Here is a 16,636-nt window from a genome sequence, read left to right on the forward strand (position 1 = left end):
GCGGGCTCGTCTAGCGGGAAGCGGCGGGGAGGCGCACGACGAACCGCGCGCCGCGCACCGTTGCCTCGCCTTCCTCGTCAGCCGGGCCGGGGCGGTTTTCCGCTCTGATGGTGCCCCGATGGGCCTGGACGATCTGGCGCGAGATCGACAGGCCGAGACCGGAATTCTGGCCGAACCCCTGCTCCGGCCGGTCGGTGTAGAAGCGCTCGAAGATCCGCTCCAGGGCATGTTCGGGGATGCCGGGCCCCTCGTCCTCGACGATCAGTTCCACATCGCCGCGGACCCGGCGCAGGGCCACCCGCACCTTGGCGTCCGGGGGCGAGAACGAGCGGGCGTTATCCAGGAGGTTGTTGACGACCTGACCGAGCCGGCTGTCATGCCCGAAGATCATGAAGGGCGCCTCCACATCGCCGGGGGGCGTGTCCACGTCGAACTGGATGAGGGCGTCCTTCGGGCGTCGCCGCTCATTGGCGACGGAGACCACCGTGGTCATCAGCTTGTGCAGATCCACCTTGCGCGCTTCGGCGCGGGCGAGTTCCGCGTCTAGACGCGAGGCGTCCGAGATGTCGCTGATGAGGCGGTCGAGGCGCTTCACGTCGTGCTGGATGATGGCGAGCAGGCGCGAGCGGGAATCGTCGGTCTTGGCGAGGGGCAGCGTCTCGACAGCACTGCGCAGGGAGGTGAGGGGGTTCTTCAGTTCGTGACTGACATCGGCGGCGAAGCTCTCGATGGCGTCGATGCGCCGATAGAGGGCCTGGGTCATGTCCCGCAGGGCGCCTGACAGGTGGCCGATCTCGTCGGTCCTGCCGGTAAAATCGGGGATTTCTTCCCGCGACTTGATGCCGAGGCGGACCTTCTCGGCGGCATCCGCGAGGCGGCGGACCGGCCCGGCGATGGCTCCGGCCAGCAGGATCGACAGGACCAGCATGACGGAGGCGGCGATGAGGAAGACCTGGAGCAGGCCGAACCGCTCCGAGGCGATGACCCGATCGATGTCGCCGCCTTGCGTCGAGAGCATCAAGGCGCCCCGGACCGTGCCTGACCGCAGGATCGGAACCGCTACGGAGACGTTCGTCTCGCCGGCTTCGTTGCGGCGGACGAGGGTGCCGCGGGCGCCGCCGAGGGCGACCTGGACTTCCTTCAGGCTGTGGCCGCTCGCCGGTCCGACATCCTCCAGAACCGGCGTCCGAGCGGTGCCGAACAGCTTCGCCTGGATGAATTCCCAGGCCTGTTCCAGCAGGTTGCGCTTGCTCCTGACGACGATGCCGTCGCTGCGGCCCATCTCGCCGCGGGCCGAGAGCGTGCGGGTGTCGAACAGCAGGCCGCCATCCTGGTCGTAGACCCGCGCCCGGTTGCCCGTCGGTGTGATGAGGCGGCGCAGGAGCGGCGCCACCCGCTCGGGGTTGAGGGAGAAGGTGAGCGGGGAGGGGTTGTCGTCGCCCGCACCGCCTTCCCCGGCCTGCAATTGGAGCAGCTTGTCGGGGTCGATGCGGATCGCGTCGGTATCCACCGAGGCCGAGGAGGAGATCGCACCGGCGATGATCTCGCCCTGGATCAACAGGCTCTGCACCCGCGCCTGGATCAGCCCCTGCCGGAACTGGTTCAGGTAGAGGAAGCCGAACAGCAGGGCGATCAGCCCGACGAGGTTGAGAACGACGATCCGGCGGGTCAGGCTCGACGAGGCGCGCTGGCCGATGCCGCGCCAGATCGTGCGCGGCAGGGCCAGGAGGCCGCGTTGCGGGGCGTCGGCTTGGTCTTGGGAATCCACGATCGTCCGAGGTTGGAGAGTCGGCCCGGAATGGGCGCCATCGTTGCAGCAAAAGCACCGCCACGGAACGCCCGAAACCACCGCCACGCGACGGCGAAACTCTTCCGTTCGAGCGGGCGGCGCGTGGCGGTGCCGGGCGGGCGGGAGTTCGGCGTCCGTGCGCCGCGCTCAGCCTTCCTTGAAGCGGTAGCCGACCCCGTACAGGGTTTCGATCATGTCGAAATTGGTGTCGACCACTTTGAACTTCTTGCGCAGGCGCTTGATGTGGCTGTCGATGGTGCGGTCGTCGACGTAGACCTGGTCGTCATAGGCCGCATCCATCAGGGCGTTGCGGCTCTTCACGACGCCGGGCCGGTGAGCCAGGGCCTGCAGGATGAGGAACTCGGTCACCGTGAGGGTGACGGCCTCACCCTTCCAGGTGCAGGTGTGCCGCTCCGGGTCCATCATCAGCAGGCCGCGCTCCAGGGAGCGGGCAGCGGCATCGGCCTCGCGCGCGGCGGCGCCCGGCCCGTCCTTGGGGGCGAAGCGGCGCAGCACGGCCTTCACCCGCTCCACCAGGAGGCGCTGCGAGAACGGCTTATGGATGAAGTCGTCGGCGCCCATCTTGAGGCCGAACAATTCGTCGATCTCCTCGTCCTTCGAGGTGAGGAAGATCACCGGCAGGTCGGATTTCTGGCGCAGGCGGCGCAGCAGCTCCATCCCGTCCATGCGCGGCATCTTGATGTCGAAGATCGCGAGGTCGGGCGGGGAGTGTTTCAGCCCGTCGAGGGCCGAGGCGCCGTCGGTGTAGGTCTGGATCCGGTAGCCTTCGGTCTCGAGGGCGATCGAGACGGAGGTGAGGATGTTTCTATCGTCGTCCACGAGGGCGATGGTGGGCATTTCGCGTTCCCTGTTGCTCGGATGCGGCCTTCGCGGACGTCAGTTCGCTCATGTCGTCTCCGCATCCCGCCCTCCGAAGACGAGGGCCGGCAAGACGCGCTGGCGAACCATTCGAGAAGCAGGGTCGCATTCGCGCGGAGAGTCAGGCTGTGTAAAGACTTCGGTTGAAAAAAGCGAGCTTGCTCGGTGGATAGATCGGTTTGACGCTTGACTGAGGCCGTCGTGCCGCAGTCCGGCGGCCTCGCGTAAGCGGTCCCAGTACCCCTATCATCGCGATTCTGAATGAAGGCCGGCGGTCGAAAAGTCCGGTCCGAGACCTCTGGAGGGCAGGGTGCACCATGGCTGACGGAAACCGGATCGAAGAGGGTCGGGGCGAGGCGGGAGGGGCACTGCCGCAGCGGCGGGGGCCCGCCGCACCGCTCACGGCCTCCGAGGCCCCGTTCGATGCGATCGGCCTCGCCCGGCATCTCCTGCGCAGCATCCGCTCCGGGGCGCTGGCGAGCCTCGACGCCCAGGACGGGACGCCCTTCGCCTCGCTGGTGACGATCGCCACGGATGTGGACGGCACGCCCCTGATGCTGCTCTCGCGCCTCTCGGCCCATACGCGCAACCTCCTGGCCGATCCCCGCGCGTCGCTGCTGTTCAGCGCCGGCGGCAAGGGCGATCCCCTGGCCCATCCCCGGCTCACCGTCACCGGCCGCGTCAGCCAGACCACGGAGCCGCGCATCCGCGAGCGCTTCGTCGCCCGCCACCCGAAGGCGAAGCTCTATGCGGACTTCCCCGATTTCGGCTTCTTCGCCCTCGAACCCAGCGCCGGGCATCTCAACGGGGGCTTTGCCAAGGCGGCCACGCTGACGCCCGCCGAACTCCGCCTCGACCTGTCGGGAGCCGAGGCCCTGATCGCCGGCGAGCGCGGGGCGGTGGAGCACATGAATGCCGACCATGCCGACGCCCTCGCCCTCTACGCGAAGGGCGAGGGCGGCGGCGACGGACCCTGGCGCCTGACCGGCCTCGATCCCGAGGGGATGGACCTCCTGGCCGGCGACCGGACCGCGCGCATCCGCTACCCCGCGCCGGTCACCGACATGGGCAGCCTGCGCAAGGTCCTGGTGGAGATGGCCGCGAAGGCCCGCGGCGCGGAGGAGGATCGCGGCCCGGTTCCGACCGGCGGTTGAACCGGGCCTTCCGCCACGCAATCGACGGGCCTTCCGCTACGCAATCGAAACGACTCCGCGTTTAGGTGAGGCGAGGCAGGCCTCCCGTCGGGGCGCCCATCGGCAGGGTGGCGAGCGGTGATCGGAGGCAGAGAGCGGAGGCAACACTCGGCCGTGGCGACCATGATGGTCTTTGCCCTGGCCATCGCGCTTCCTCTCATGGTGCTCACCGTCATCACCACGGATTGGTATGTCGCGGCGGAACGCGCTCGCCTGCAGACGATGGGGCAGCTCACCGGAGACCACCTCCGCGAGCGCCTCGACCGCGATCTCTCCGAGATGAGCGCGATGGCCAGGACCCTGGCGACCTCGCCCTCCATCGACGCCCAGGATTGGGCGCGGTTCGACGCCCAGGGCCGGGCGCTGGTGGACACCACCGAGTTCACCGTGTCCCTCACCCGCTTCGACGGCCGCCACATCGTGAATACGCGTGTGCCCGCCGGTCAGCCCATGCCGACCTCTCCCCGGCCCGACATCGTCGCGGAGCTGCTCGCCACCCGGCTTCCGGTCATCTCGTCGGCCGTCAAGAGCGCGGTGACCGGGGCCGACATCATCCTGATCTGCGCCCCGGTCCTGCGCGGCGGCCCACCGGACATGTACGTCTCCGTCGCCGTGCGGGTGGATCACTTCGCCCCGCTGATCGCCCAGGCGGCGATCGACGATTCGTTCGCCGCCGTCTTCGTCGATGGCGCGCAACACGTGATCGCGCGAACGAGCGATGTGCCGAAACCGTCCGCATCGCCGGCCGGCAGCCCGTTTCCACCCATGTCGAAGCTCCAGCTGCTGGAGGATTGGGAGAAGGCGGAAGCGAGCGTCATGGAGTTCCGCCATCGCTCCGGCGTCTCCGACTGGACGGTGGTGACCGGGCTGGACCGGGACGCGTTCGAGGTTCCCCTGCGGCGGTCCCTCGTGATCCTGTCCCTCCTCGCCTTCGCGCTGCTGGGCAGCGGCGGGATCGTCGCCTGGCTTTATGCCCGTCAGGTGGCGAAGGCGGTGCGAGCGCTGCGGCGGGCCGTCAAGGCGATCGGGCGGGGCGAGACCGTCGAGCCGCCCTCCAGCCAGATCCGCGAGGTGAACCAGATCGGCCTGGCCCTCGTGACGGCAGCCCGCGTCTCGGCCGAGCAGCGCGCCACCATCGCGGAGGCCAATGCCCTCCTGGAGGTCCGGGTGGCCGAGCGCGGTCGTGAGCTCGCGGCGAGCCAGGCGCATTACCAGCTCCTCGCCGAGACCATGACCGACGTCGTCATCCTGCGCCATGCCGATTGGCGCATCGCCTATGTGTCGCCCTCCGGCGCGGCGCTGTTCGGTACGGAAGGGCCGGATTTCGATCCGCGCGCGCGGATCCACCCCGACGACCTGGCCGCCTTCTCGGCCGCGGATGCCCGCCTCGGCCCCGAACGGCCGAGCATCGTCTCCCTGTTCCGGATGCGCCATGCGGATGGCCGCTGCATCTGGATCGAGGCGGTCAACGACCTTCTCACCTCGGCGGAGCCGGGGGACCCCAACGTGATCTCCACCCTGCGGGACGTGACGAAGCGGCAGGATCAGGCCGACGAGCTGCGCATGGCCCGCGACGCCGCCGAACTGGCCCAGGCCAAGGCCGAGAATGCGAGCCGGGCGAAATCCGAGTTCATGGGCCTCGTGAGCCACGAGATCCGGACCCCCCTGACGACGATCAAGGGCTTCACCGACCTCCTCGCGCACACGACCGGGCTCTCGACCGATCAGGTCCGCTATCTCGCCCTCGTCGGGGCGGCCACCGATTCGCTCATCGGCACGGTGGACGATGTTCTCGACTATGCCCGGGCCGGGCAGGGCGACCTGCGCCTCGACCGTGTCCCCCTCGACTTTTCCGCCCTGGTGAGGGGGGCGGCCGATCTGGTGCGGCCCATGGCCGAGGCGAGGGGTGTCGCGATCGACGTGACCGTCACCTGCGAAGGCTCCCGCCACGTCCTCGGCGACGAGCGCCGCCTGAGGCAGATCCTCCTCAACCTGCTCCAGGACGCCATCGGCACGCTGCGCCGGGGCAACGTCGCCCTCGCGCTGCAGGGTCCGCGCGGCGGCGAGCCCGTCGAGCGCTGGCGCGTCTCCGTCACCGCGCAGGCCGACGAAGACCCGGAACAGGCCGCGTCCCGCACCGTGGCTCTCGATGGCAGCGGCCTCGGTTTCATCATCGCCCAGCGCCTCGTCGGCCTGATGGGGGGCGGGCGCATCGACCGGAGCACACCGCTGGGCGAGGCGGCGGCTTATCGATTCTCCCTCTCCCTGGCGCCGGCGCCCGTCCTGACAGACGCCGCCCCGGTCCCCAGCCCGGCCGCGACCGGGGCGGGCCGCATCCTCGTGGTGGAGGACAACCCGATCAACCGGGAGGTCGTCCAGGCGATGCTGCATCGTCTGGGCTACGGCGTCGACATGGTCGCCGACGGAGAGGCGGGCATCCGCGCAGTCCAGGCCAGCGCCTACGACCTCGTCCTCATGGATGTGTCGCTGCCCGGAATGGACGGGACCACGGCCATCCGGCGCATCCGCTCCCTGCAGCACCCGGCGCGTCGGGTGCCGATCGTGGCCATGAGCGCCAATCTGATGCCGGACCGGGTCCGCGACCTCACGGGAGCCGGCGCCAACGGCTATCTCGGCAAGCCGTTCGATCTCCCGACCCTGTCGCGGGCGGTGGCCGAGCAGATCTCTTCCATCGTGCTGCGGGAGCGGGACGAGAGTATGCCGATGCCGGAACGGCCGCCGATCTTCGACCGGGCGGCCTTCGACGCCCTGATCGCCGAGATCGGCGCGGAGGCGGCCCGCGAGGCGGTGCGCGCCTTCGTCCGGCGCCTCGACCATTCCGCGGTGGACCCGGGCGCGGCCAATGCGGAATCACTCGCCGCCGAGGCCGACAGGACCGGATTCCGCGACCTCGCCAAGGCCTACCGGACCCTCGCCGCGCTTTCCCCCGGTGCCGCGCGCGACGAGGCCGAGGGGCGATGCCGCGTCGCCCGCGACCTGATGAACCGCATGGTCCACGAGATCACGGGGCCGACCATGCCCGAGATCCGCCAAACGGTGGCCCTGCTCTGAGAGCCGTCACGCCCTCCGCTGCGCCGTCGTGCTTTACCGGTCGCTTCCGCTACCTGTTGATCGGCGAGTGGAACGACACTCTCGTCGTTGTCATCGTATTGCCCCTCAAGGGAGGCGTTCGATATCGTCAGCATTCGCCCCGCAGATACGAAGGCGACGATATTCACACATTTTGCGGTATGCGCGGGTCCCCTCTCTTGGATGGAAGAACAGCCGTCGAGCAGGTGGGTGAATTCAGTCGGATACGACGGAGGGGACGACCTATGACGACCACCAATCCCAAGCCTGAGGGCGTCAGCTTCTCCCAGGACGACTGGGACGAGGTGGCCGCCTCGCCCCCGATGACCGAGGCCGAACTCGCCGAACTCAAGCCCCTCAAGGAAGGGGCGCCGGAGATCTACAAACTCATGACGAAGCGCGGGCGCGGCCGGCCGCCCGTTGAGTCCCCCAAGGTGAACCTGACGCTCCGGGTCGATCCCGCCGTGCTGGACGCCTACAAGGCGACCGGCGCGGGCTGGCAGACGCGGATGCACGAGGCCCTTGCGAGGGGCGCGGGAGACTTGGCGAGGCGCGCGGGAGACTTGGCGAGGCGCGCGGGAGACTCGGCGAGGGGTACAGGAGACTTGGCGCGATGACGGGCGAACGGATCTATTCGGTGGAGCTTCGCCGAGAGGAGGATGGCGCGCTCCACGCCTATTGCTCTGCCGTGCCGGAAGCGATCGCCTGGGGAGCGACCCGCGAGGAGGCATTGCATGAAATGGGCGAGGCCCTGTTGGCCGTCCGGCGGGGGCATGAGCGCTGGGGCCTTCCTATGCCGCCGCCAAACGAGGGGACTCCGGAGGAGACCGAGCGTGTCGCCTTACGGGACGTCGTCTCTACCAGACGACGATGACACCGACTCACCGTCGGCTGTTATGAGACCCGTCGCACCCGGAACCGAGGGGCGCGACCACGTGCTGACGCGGCTCCGCTTGGCGTGCCGGGGCCACACTGCTATCTCCCGACACGCGTCCACACACCGAAAAGCCGTGCGCCGGGCCCGTCCTTACGCCGACGGACCGCGACCGCGCCGGAGACAGACCCCTCGATGACCACCGTCCCCATCGACAACATCCGTAATTTTTCCATCGTCGCGCATATCGACCACGGCAAGTCGACGCTGGCGGATCGGTTGATTCAGACCACCGGCACGGTGGCGCTCCGTGACATGAGCGAGCAGATGCTCGACTCCATGGACATCGAGAAGGAGCGCGGCATCACCATCAAGGCGCAGACCGTGCGCCTCGAATACAAGGCGGAGGACGGCAAGAACTACGTCCTCAACCTGATGGACACCCCCGGCCACGTCGACTTTGCCTACGAGGTCTCGCGCTCGCTCGCGGCCTGCGAGGGCTCGCTGCTGGTGGTGGACGCGTCCCAGGGCGTCGAGGCGCAGACGCTGGCCAACGTCTACCAGGCGCTCGACGCCAACCACGAGATCGTGCCCGTCCTCAACAAGATCGACCTGCCGGCCGCCGAGCCCGAGCGCATCCGTGCCCAGATCGAGGAAGTGATCGGCATCGACGCCTCCGAGGCGGTGGCGATCTCGGCGAAGAGCGGCCTCAACATCGAGGCGGTGCTGGAGGCCATCGTCAAGCGCCTGCCGCCGCCCAAGGGCGACCGCGACGCGCCCCTCAAGGCCCTGCTGGTGGACAGCTGGTACGACGTCTATCTCGGCGTCGTCGTGCTGGTGCGCATCGTCGACGGCGTGCTCAAGAAGGGCATGAACATCCGCATGATGCGGGCCGACGCCGTGCACGGCGTCGACAAGATCGGCGTGTTCCGCCCGAAGATGGCCGATATCGGCGAGCTCGGCCCCGGCGAGGTCGGATTCTTCACCGGCTCGATCAAGGAGGTCGCCGATACCCGCGTGGGCGACACGCTCACGGAAGACAAGCGCCCCTGCAAGGAGATGCTGCCGGGCTTCAAGGACGTGCAGTCCGTGGTGTTCTGCGGGCTCTTCCCGGTGGATGCCGCCGAGTTCGAGACCCTGCGCAGCGCCATGAGCAAGCTGCGCCTCAACGATGCGAGCTTCTCCTACGAGATGGAGACCTCGGCGGCGCTCGGCTTCGGCTTCCGCTGCGGCTTCCTCGGGCTGCTGCATCTCGAGATCATCCAGGAGCGCCTGGAGCGCGAGTTCAACCTCGACCTGATCTCCACGGCCCCTTCCGTGGTCTATCGCCTGCAGATGACCGACGGGACGATCAAGGAGCTGCACAACCCGGCCGACATGCCGGACGTGATGAAAATCACCGCCATCGAGGAGCCGTGGATCCGCGCCACCATCCTCACGCCCGACGAGTATCTCGGGGGCGTGCTCAAGCTCTGCCAGGACCGGCGCGGCACCCAGGTCGACCTCAACTACGTCGGCAAGCGCGCCATGGTGGTGTACGACCTGCCCTTGAACGAGGTGGTGTTCGACTTCTACGACCGCCTGAAATCGATCTCGAAGGGCTACGCCTCGTTCGACTACCACATCTCGGATTACCGGGAGGGCGACCTCGTGAAGATGTCGATCCTCGTCAATGCCGAGCCGGTGGACGCCCTCTCGATGCTGGTCCACCGCAGCCGCGCCGAGCATCGCGGCCGGGCCATGTGCGAGAAGCTGAAGGACCTGATCCCCCGCCACCTGTTCCAGATCCCGGTCCAGGCGGCGCTCGGCGGCAAGATCATCGCCCGCGAGACCATCAAGGCCCTCTCCAAGGACGTGACCGCCAAGTGCTACGGCGGCGACATCTCGCGCAAGCGCAAGCTCCTCGACAAGCAGAAGGAGGGCAAGAAGAAGATGCGCCAGTTCGGCCGCGTGGAGATCCCGCAGGAGGCGTTCATCGCCGCGCTGAAGATGGACGATTGAGGAAGGCCGGAGGCGGGGCACCGTCTATTTTCAACCCCAGGTAGTTCTGCCGGGTTCGGCAACCCGGCCTTAAGACATCCGGCTTACGATGCCTCGTCCTAGGTATCGTGACAGGGACGGCGTCCTGGCGGGAGCGAGGGCGGCGTTGTCAGAACCAAGACCCCGAGGGGGGCTTGGGAGGGGGTGAGATGATCCTGGTGCGACGACTCGCTCGCAGGTTCCAGTCGGCGCATACGTGGATCGCCTTCGGAATCCTGGCGCCTGTGGGCATGCTCGTCGTGTCGGCCATCATGTTGCTCGACCTCCGGCAGGATGCCTGGGAGAAGGCCGAGCAGACCTCCCAGAACCTGCTGCAGGTCATCGAACGCGACATCGCCCGCAACATCGAGATCATCGATCTCTCGCTGCAGGGCGTCATAGAGAACCTGAAACTGCCCGCTCTGGCCAATCTCTCGCCGGACCTGCGCCAGCTGATCCTGTTCGACCGGGCCATCACCGCGCAGGATATGGGCGTGATCCTCGTCCTCGACGAGAAGGGCGACAGTATCCTCGACGGCCAGGCCATCCCGGCGCGCCCCGTCAACAATTTCGACCGCGACTATTTCCAGGCCCACAAAGCCCGGGCCGGCCTCGGCCTCCTCATCAGCCGGCCGCTGCTGTCGCGCCTGACCGGCGCTCGTGTGATGGTGCTGAGCCGCCGTGTCGACAAGCCGGACGGGTCCTTCGGCGGGGTGGTGCTGGGCACGCTCAAGCTGTCGTATTTCACGCGGCTGTTCGATCGCCTCGGCCTCGGGAGCGAGGGCGCGATCAACCTGTACCTGCGCGATGGCACGCGCATCATGCGCTACCCGTATATCGATTCCCACATCGGGCTGAGCATCGCCGGCTCGTCCAATCTGCAACGATTCGTGCGGGAGGGCAGCGGCAGCTTCGTCGCCCCATCCGCCCGCGACGGGGTCGAGCGGAACTATGCCTTCACGCAGGTCGCGACCTTGCCGCTGATCCTCAACGTCGCCCTGGCGGTGAACGAGATCGAGGCCGAATGGCGCGCGAAGGCGATCGTCATCAGCGCCATCGTGGTGGTGCTGTGCGGCCTGACCATCGGCCTCTCGCTCCTGTTCGGCCGGGAGTTGGAGCGGCGCACCGCGATGCAGATCGAACTCGCCCGCCAGTCGCGCACCGATGCGTTGACCGGCCTGCCCAATCGCCGCCGGTTCGAGGAGGCCCTGGCCGCCCTGCGCAGCGACGCCGCCCTCGCGACCCGTCCGTTCGCGCTTCTGGCCATCGATGCCGACCACTTCAAGCGTTTCAACGACCGCTACGGGCATGCGGTGGGTGACGATGTGCTGCGCGGCCTCGCCCGCTGCCTGCTGGAGAGCATCCACCGGCCCGCCGACATCGTCTGCCGGGTGGGCGGCGAGGAATTCGTGATCCTGCTGCAGGACGGCGCCAAGGACGAAGCCCTGCGCATCGCCGAACGGGTCCATGCCAGGGTGGCGCTTCTGTCGGTGGAGGCGGCCGGGATCGAAGCCGGATCGGTGACCGTGAGCATCGGCGTCGCGACCATGGGCGCGCCCGCGACCGATCCCCTGGCACCATCGGACCTGTACAGTCTCGCCGATGCGGCCCTCTACGAGGCCAAGGCCAACGGCCGCAATCAGACCCGCTGCGTCGAGCGCCGTCGCGGGGAGGCGGACCGGCGGCAGGCGAGCTTTCGTCTGGCGGGCGCCTGACAGAGCGCATCACCACCCCCGGTCGATGCGGAGCGGTTGGGACCGCGATCCCGGCACAGGCCTTCAACGGGCCGAGACGGCCAGTTGCCGCGTCGCTTCGCCGAGGTCGCGACCCTGGTCGCGCAGGTGGCCGGAGGTCGCCCCGAGGGCCTGTGACGAGGCCAGCGCCTCCTCGGTCGTGGCGCGCAGGGCGTCGAGGTGGCGGGTCGCTTCGAGGATCGTGCCGCGCACCCGCGACACGCCTTCGGCGATGCCGCCCGCAGCCTCTTGGTGGGAGGCGCTGACGCGGGAAATGTCGGCAGCGCTGACGCGGACGGATTTCACCTCGTTCCGCACCGAGGCGAGGGAGGCGGTCGATTGGGCGGCGACCTCCCTGAGGCGACCGATCTGCTGCGAGATCTCGGCTGTGGCGGTGCCGACCCGGTTCGAGAGGTCCTTCACCTCCGCGGCCACCACCGAGAAGCCACGTCCGGCGTTGCCCGCGCGGGCCGCCTCGATCGTGGCGTTGAGGGCCAGGAGGTTGGTCTGGGCAGCGATGGTGCCGATGAGGTCGCTGATCTGCCCGATGCCGGCGATCCGCTCCTGGAGTTCGGAGAAGACGTCCACCGCCTGATCCAAGATGCCGCCCGTCCGGTCGGCGATGATCTCGACCTGCCCGGCATGGGCGCTCGCCTCGCGCGAGAGCGCGACGAGGCCCTGAGCGGCATCCGACACGCCGTCGATGTCGCGGGAGGCGGCGAGGTTCGCCCGGTCCGCCTGGGCCCGGCTTTCGTCCACGGTCTCGGCCACGGCGAGGACCGTGCGGGCGCCCGCCTCCACCTGCATCGTCGTGTCCGCGAGCCCGGAGGCGATCCCGTCGAGGGCCGCCATGAGCGAGCGGACGCGCTCGCGCTGGGCATGGTCGGTGATCGTGATGGCGAGGCGGTCGGCCACGTAGGCCATCAGTTCGAGCAGGGCTTCGCTCAACTCCGCCTTCTCGCGGGAGAAGAATTCCAGCACGATCTCGACCCGGTCACCGATGCGGACCGGGAACATGAAGCAGCCGCGTACGCCGTTTTCCCGCGCCGCCGTCGCCCGGACGAAGCCGGGCACAACCGTCACGTCCTCGCAGGAGATCGCGCGTCCCTCCGCGCAGACGCGCCCCACCAGCCCTTGGCCGGGGGCGAAGACCGCCCGCTCCGAACTTGCGACGAAGGCGTCCGCCGGCCCCGGCTCGTCGGACGTGGCGAGGTACCACGCCCTCATCGAGACCATTCCGCCCGCGGCGCCCATTCCACCGGCGTCCACGCCGTCCTGATTCATGCGTCGATAGGCATGGGCGATCGGCCATTCGGTGAAGCGGCCGACGATGGCGAGGCAATCGACGATAGCGGTTTCCGGCGTCGGCGCGTTGGTGCAGGCGCGCGAAATCGCGTTCAGGAAGGCGAGCACTGCGCCGAGGTCGTGAGACAGCATCCCGGCCGCAGGCGGGGTCTCTTCCCGTCGCCGACCGGTCCTGCCGAGCCATCCGTCGACGATCGACCTGACCATTAAACCCTCACGCGAGCCTTGCGAGCCTGTCGGTCCGGGCGACCGGAAGCCGGGCCCGGTCGGCAGCCTCTTTGCAGCCGGAACTTAGCGTCCCTTTCCTTGATCAAGCCTTCGGTTCATCACGCGCGACTGGGTAATTTGGTATCAATCCTGCGCAAATTCTCATCAAAGATCAGGCGCGACCGCCCACGGTGCCGGGAGTTCATGGCGGTTCCGGTCCGGGCGGAATGCGAAACGTACCCGCGACGGGTTTCCTCCAGGTTCACCTCGCCATCCTCGATGGCCTCTCCGCGGTTCGCCCTTCGCTCTTCGCCCCTCGGCAAGGGCGGCCTCCCCACAGGCATCGTGCGCTCGACCCTTGATGGACAACCTGAGGTATACTAACCCGCTCTTCTCTCCTGAGGAGGCGTGGATGTCGATCGACGGTGATTCCCTGAGCGCGATCGTCGCGGAACTCTCGATCCGTCCGGGACATGAGAAGGTCAGGGCGCTGCTCTACCGCCTGCTGACCGAGGCGCTGGGCGCCAAGAGCGAGCAGATCTTCTTCGAGAGAAAGATACCTGAGGTTAGGGGCCGTCTCGATGCCCTGCTCGGCCGGACGATCATCGAGATCAAGTCCGACCTGCGCCGGGAGGGCAAGGAGGCCGAGGCTCAGCTCACCCGCTACCTGCCCGAACGCGAGGGTGCCACCGGTCAGCGTTACGTGGGGCTCGCCACCGACGGCGCCAGCTTCGTCGCCTACGAGATGCGGGACGGCGTCCTGGTGCGGCTCACCGAGCACGAGGTGAGGCTGGCGGATGCCCGTGACCTCACCGCCTGGCTCGAAGGCGTCATCGCCGTCCTCGACTGGCTGCCGGCGGACGCGGCCGGGATCACCAACGAGCTCGGCCGCCAGAGCGCCGCCTTCGCGCGGACCCTCGGCCTCCTCGCCAAGGCCTGGGAGGCGCTGGCGGCGGACCCGGAGGCGGTCCTGAAGCGGCAGCTCTGGTCGCGCCATCTCGGCTTCGTCTACGGCAAGGCCATCGACGACGACACGCTCTGGCTCCAGCACACCTATCTGGTCATCCTCGCCAAGGCGATCGCCGCCGGAACCATGGGCGCCACCGGGCGCTCGCCCGAGGATCTGCTGTCGGGGCGCGCCTTCCACGAGGCGGGGGTCCACGGCGCGGTGGAGACGGATTTCTTCGGCTGGGTGATCCAGGCGCCGGGCGGGGAGGCCATCGTCGCCAGCCTGGCCGCGCATGCCGCCCGGTTCGACCTCGGCAGCGTCGATGTCGACCTTCTGAAGGTGCTCTACGAATCCCTCATCGATCCGGCGCAGCGCCACGATCTCGGCGAGTACTACACCCCCGACTGGCTCGCCCGGAAGGTGGTGCGGCGCGCTCTCGACCGGCCGGCCGAGCAGACCTGCCTCGATCCCGCCTGCGGCTCGGGCAGCTTCCTGTTCCACGCCGTGCGCCTCAAGCGCGAGGCCCTGATCGCGGCGGGCGTGCCCCTCACCGAGATCGCGTCGCGCTGCTGCGCCTCGGTCACGGGGCTGGACGTCCATCCGGTGGCCGTCATCTTCGCCCGCGTCACATACTTGCTGGCGCTCGGCGACGCCCTGCCGGGGCGAGGCGGCGACATCTCCCTGCCGGTCTATCTCGGCGATGCGCTGCAATGGAACGTGAAGCGCGACGCGTTCGAGAGCGACCTCGTGGTCGAGGTGCCGCGCGACCCCCGCGAGGGCCGCAAAGGCGCGCCGACCCTGCGTTTTCCCCTCGGCCTCTGTGCCGATCCGCCCCTGTTCGACCGCGTCGTCACCGCCATGCACGATGCCAGCGAGGCCGGCCGCACGGCGGACGCCTTCGCGCGCGGGCTCGCGGGGCTCGGCGTCGCGGCGGAGCAGCACGCGACGCTCGTCACCACCTTCACGATCTACGACCGCCTGCGCCGGGCCGGGCGCGACCATGTCTGGGGCTTCTTCGCCCGCAACCTCAGCCGCCCGGTGGCGCTCTCGGACGGCGCCAGGGTCGATGTCGTCATCGGCAACCCGCCCTGGCTGTCCTACCGCTACATGGCGCCCGCCCTGCAGGCCCTGTTCCGGGATACCGCGCGACGGCTCGGCATCTGGGTCGGCCCCGACGAGGCGCGGCTGGTGACGCAGACCGACCTGTCGGGCCTGTTCTTCGCACGTGCGGCGGAACTCTATGTCCGGCCGCCGGAGGGCGACCGGCCGGGCGGGCGGGTCGCCATGGTGCTGCCGCTCGCCGCCATGAGCCGGGGCCAGTTCCGCGCCTTCCGCACCGGGGACTGGACCGAGGTCCGTGTCGCGTTCTCGGACGCTTGGGTTCTCGACAATCAGGCTGTCTCGCCCCTGTTCAGGGTTCCCACCTGCGTCCTGTTCGCCGATGTCACGGCGGGGAAGGCCCGACCGACGCCCATGCGGGTCACGGCTTTCGCCGGGCGCCTTCCCTTCAAGGACGTACCCGAGGAGGTGGCGGATCGCTGCCTGCGGCAGGATCAGGCCGATGCGCCGGTGGCGGCGAGTTTCGAGGCGGGCTCGCCCTATCGCCCGCTCTTCCATCAAGGGGCGACCCTCGTTCCGCGCATGCTGTGCTTGGTGGATCGCGTTCAGTCCGGCCGTCTCGGCGGCAACGCCGCAGCGCCGCTCTTGCGAAGCAGGCGGTCCCCACAGGAGAAAGTTCCTTGGCGAGACCTGCCCGCTCAACAGGGGGCGGTCGAAAGCGGTTACGTCCGGCCGGTCTATCTGGGCGAATCCATCGCGTCGTTCCGCGTTCTGAACGCATTCGAGGGCATCGTGCCCGTGGCGTCCGATGGGAATGTTCTCGACGCAAAACAGGCGAGCGATCCTGGTGTGAACCGTCTCGGCGCCTGGATGCGACAAGCCGAGGCAAGCTGGGCGCAACACAGCGCCGGACGCATCACCCTCAAGCAGCGATGGAATTTCCAACGCGGATTGTCCTCGCAATTTCCGCTGCCGCCCATTCGCGTGGTCTTCGCCAAGGCCGGATTATGGCCCGCGGCCTGTATCGTCAGGGATCGCCGGGGAATCATCGACCACAAACTCTACTGGGCGGACATTCCTTCCGAGGACGAAGCCCGCTTTCTTATCGCCATCCTCAACAGCGAGGCGGCTCGCATCCGCATCGCCCATCTGCAGAGCCGGGGTGAGCAGGGCGCGCGGGACTTCGACAAGCTGATGTTCACGCTTCCGATCCCCCGCTTCGACCCGCGCGAGGCGGTCCATGCCGGGCTGGCGGCGGAAGGCGCGGTGGCGGAGGAGGTGGCGGCCGCCGTCGCGCTGCCCATGGGGGCCTCGTTCCAGAAGGCGCGGGCCCTGGTGCGGGACGCCTTGCGGGAGGAAGGCGTGTCGGCCCGCATCGACGCCCTGGTGGAAACGCTCCTCGGGCCTGATCCGCGCCTCGCCCTGCCGGACGACGAAGCCGTTCCCGCCCGCGACGAGGAGGAGACCATCGACGCCTGATACCGAGGCCCGGCGGACGACCGCCGCCGCGCGGTCGCGCGGACAGGCCTGAGTGAGCCG

Annotated in this window: 10 protein-coding genes; 7 read left to right on the top strand and 3 right to left on the bottom strand. The window is 68.8% G+C overall.

The window, feature by feature from the left end; translation table 11 throughout:
* Positions 1–10: 10 nt before the first annotated feature.
* Positions 11–1,768 carry a stimulus-sensing domain-containing protein gene (locus ACYQOP_RS08515; RefSeq protein ID WP_405030638.1) on the bottom strand — a complete coding sequence of 586 codons (1,758 nt, stop codon included), beginning with the start codon at positions 1,766–1,768 and terminating at the stop codon, positions 11–13.
* Positions 1,769–1,936: 168 nt separating this feature from the next.
* Complete coding sequence (locus ACYQOP_RS08520; RefSeq protein ID WP_018046124.1) at positions 1,937–2,647, bottom strand: response regulator transcription factor; 711 nt, start codon at positions 2,645–2,647, stop codon at positions 1,937–1,939.
* Between the two features lie 338 nt (positions 2,648–2,985).
* On the opposite strand from ACYQOP_RS08520, the gene ACYQOP_RS08525 reads away from it, so the two are divergent.
* From ACYQOP_RS08525 to ACYQOP_RS08550, 6 genes are all read left to right on the top strand, one after another.
* Positions 2,986–3,822, top strand: coding sequence for a HugZ family pyridoxamine 5'-phosphate oxidase (locus ACYQOP_RS08525; protein WP_461222084.1), 837 nt, complete (start codon positions 2,986–2,988; stop codon positions 3,820–3,822).
* A 162-nt stretch (positions 3,823–3,984) separates the two neighbouring features.
* Positions 3,985–6,933 (top strand): response regulator, encoded by a 2,949-nt coding sequence (locus tag ACYQOP_RS08530; protein WP_461222085.1) that lies wholly within the window; start codon positions 3,985–3,987, stop codon positions 6,931–6,933.
* 263 nt (positions 6,934–7,196) lie between these two features.
* Entirely contained in the window at positions 7,197–7,568 is a 372-nt protein-coding gene (locus ACYQOP_RS08535) for a BrnA antitoxin family protein (protein WP_461222086.1), read from the top strand.
* Positions 7,565–7,825 carry a type II toxin-antitoxin system HicB family antitoxin gene (locus tag ACYQOP_RS08540; protein WP_311275787.1) on the top strand — a complete coding sequence of 87 codons (261 nt, stop codon included), beginning with the start codon at positions 7,565–7,567 and terminating at the stop codon, positions 7,823–7,825. The genes ACYQOP_RS08535 and ACYQOP_RS08540 overlap by 4 nt, the downstream gene beginning before the upstream one ends.
* 195 nt (positions 7,826–8,020) lie before the next feature.
* On the top strand, positions 8,021–9,826 hold the full coding sequence (gene lepA / locus ACYQOP_RS08545) for a translation elongation factor 4 (protein ID WP_056422367.1): 1,806 nt from the start codon (positions 8,021–8,023) through the stop codon (positions 9,824–9,826).
* 188 nt (positions 9,827–10,014) lie between these two features.
* Positions 10,015–11,559 (top strand): GGDEF domain-containing protein, encoded by a 1,545-nt coding sequence (locus ACYQOP_RS08550; RefSeq protein WP_461222087.1) that lies wholly within the window; start codon positions 10,015–10,017, stop codon positions 11,557–11,559.
* Between the two features lie 63 nt (positions 11,560–11,622).
* Here the strand turns inward: ACYQOP_RS08550 and ACYQOP_RS08555 are convergent, their stop codons facing one another.
* Positions 11,623–13,089, bottom strand: a complete 1,467-nt coding sequence (locus tag ACYQOP_RS08555) for a methyl-accepting chemotaxis protein (protein ID WP_461222088.1) — start codon at positions 13,087–13,089, stop codon at positions 11,623–11,625.
* Positions 13,090–13,501: 412 nt separating this feature from the next.
* Between ACYQOP_RS08555 and ACYQOP_RS08560 the strand changes: the two genes are divergently transcribed.
* On the top strand, positions 13,502–16,576 hold the full coding sequence (locus ACYQOP_RS08560; RefSeq protein ID WP_461222089.1) for an N-6 DNA methylase: 3,075 nt from the start codon (positions 13,502–13,504) through the stop codon (positions 16,574–16,576).
* The last annotated feature ends 60 nt before the right edge of the window (positions 16,577–16,636 follow it).

The organism is Methylobacterium sp. CM6247 (assembly GCF_054817925.1).

What these genes read in the sequence shown, in the direction of transcription:
- ACYQOP_RS08525 (WP_461222084.1), top strand. Translation starts at nt 2,986, where the DNA reads ATGGCTGACGGAAACCGGATCGAAGAGGGTCGGGGCGAGGCGGGAGGG.
- lepA (WP_056422367.1), top strand. Translation starts at nt 8,021, where the DNA reads ATGACCACCGTCCCCATCGACAACATCCGTAATTTTTCCATCGTCGCG.
- ACYQOP_RS08530 (WP_461222085.1), top strand. Translation starts at nt 3,985, where the DNA reads ATGATGGTCTTTGCCCTGGCCATCGCGCTTCCTCTCATGGTGCTCACC.
- ACYQOP_RS08535 (WP_461222086.1), top strand. Translation starts at nt 7,197, where the DNA reads ATGACGACCACCAATCCCAAGCCTGAGGGCGTCAGCTTCTCCCAGGAC.
- ACYQOP_RS08560 (WP_461222089.1), top strand. Translation starts at nt 13,502, where the DNA reads ATGTCGATCGACGGTGATTCCCTGAGCGCGATCGTCGCGGAACTCTCG.
- ACYQOP_RS08550 (WP_461222087.1), top strand. Translation starts at nt 10,015, where the DNA reads ATGATCCTGGTGCGACGACTCGCTCGCAGGTTCCAGTCGGCGCATACG.
- ACYQOP_RS08540 (WP_311275787.1), top strand. Translation starts at nt 7,565, where the DNA reads ATGACGGGCGAACGGATCTATTCGGTGGAGCTTCGCCGAGAGGAGGAT.
- ACYQOP_RS08520 (WP_018046124.1), bottom strand. Translation starts at nt 2,647, where the DNA reads ATGCCCACCATCGCCCTCGTGGACGACGATAGAAACATCCTCACCTCC.
- ACYQOP_RS08555 (WP_461222088.1), bottom strand. Translation starts at nt 13,089, where the DNA reads ATGGTCAGGTCGATCGTCGACGGATGGCTCGGCAGGACCGGTCGGCGA.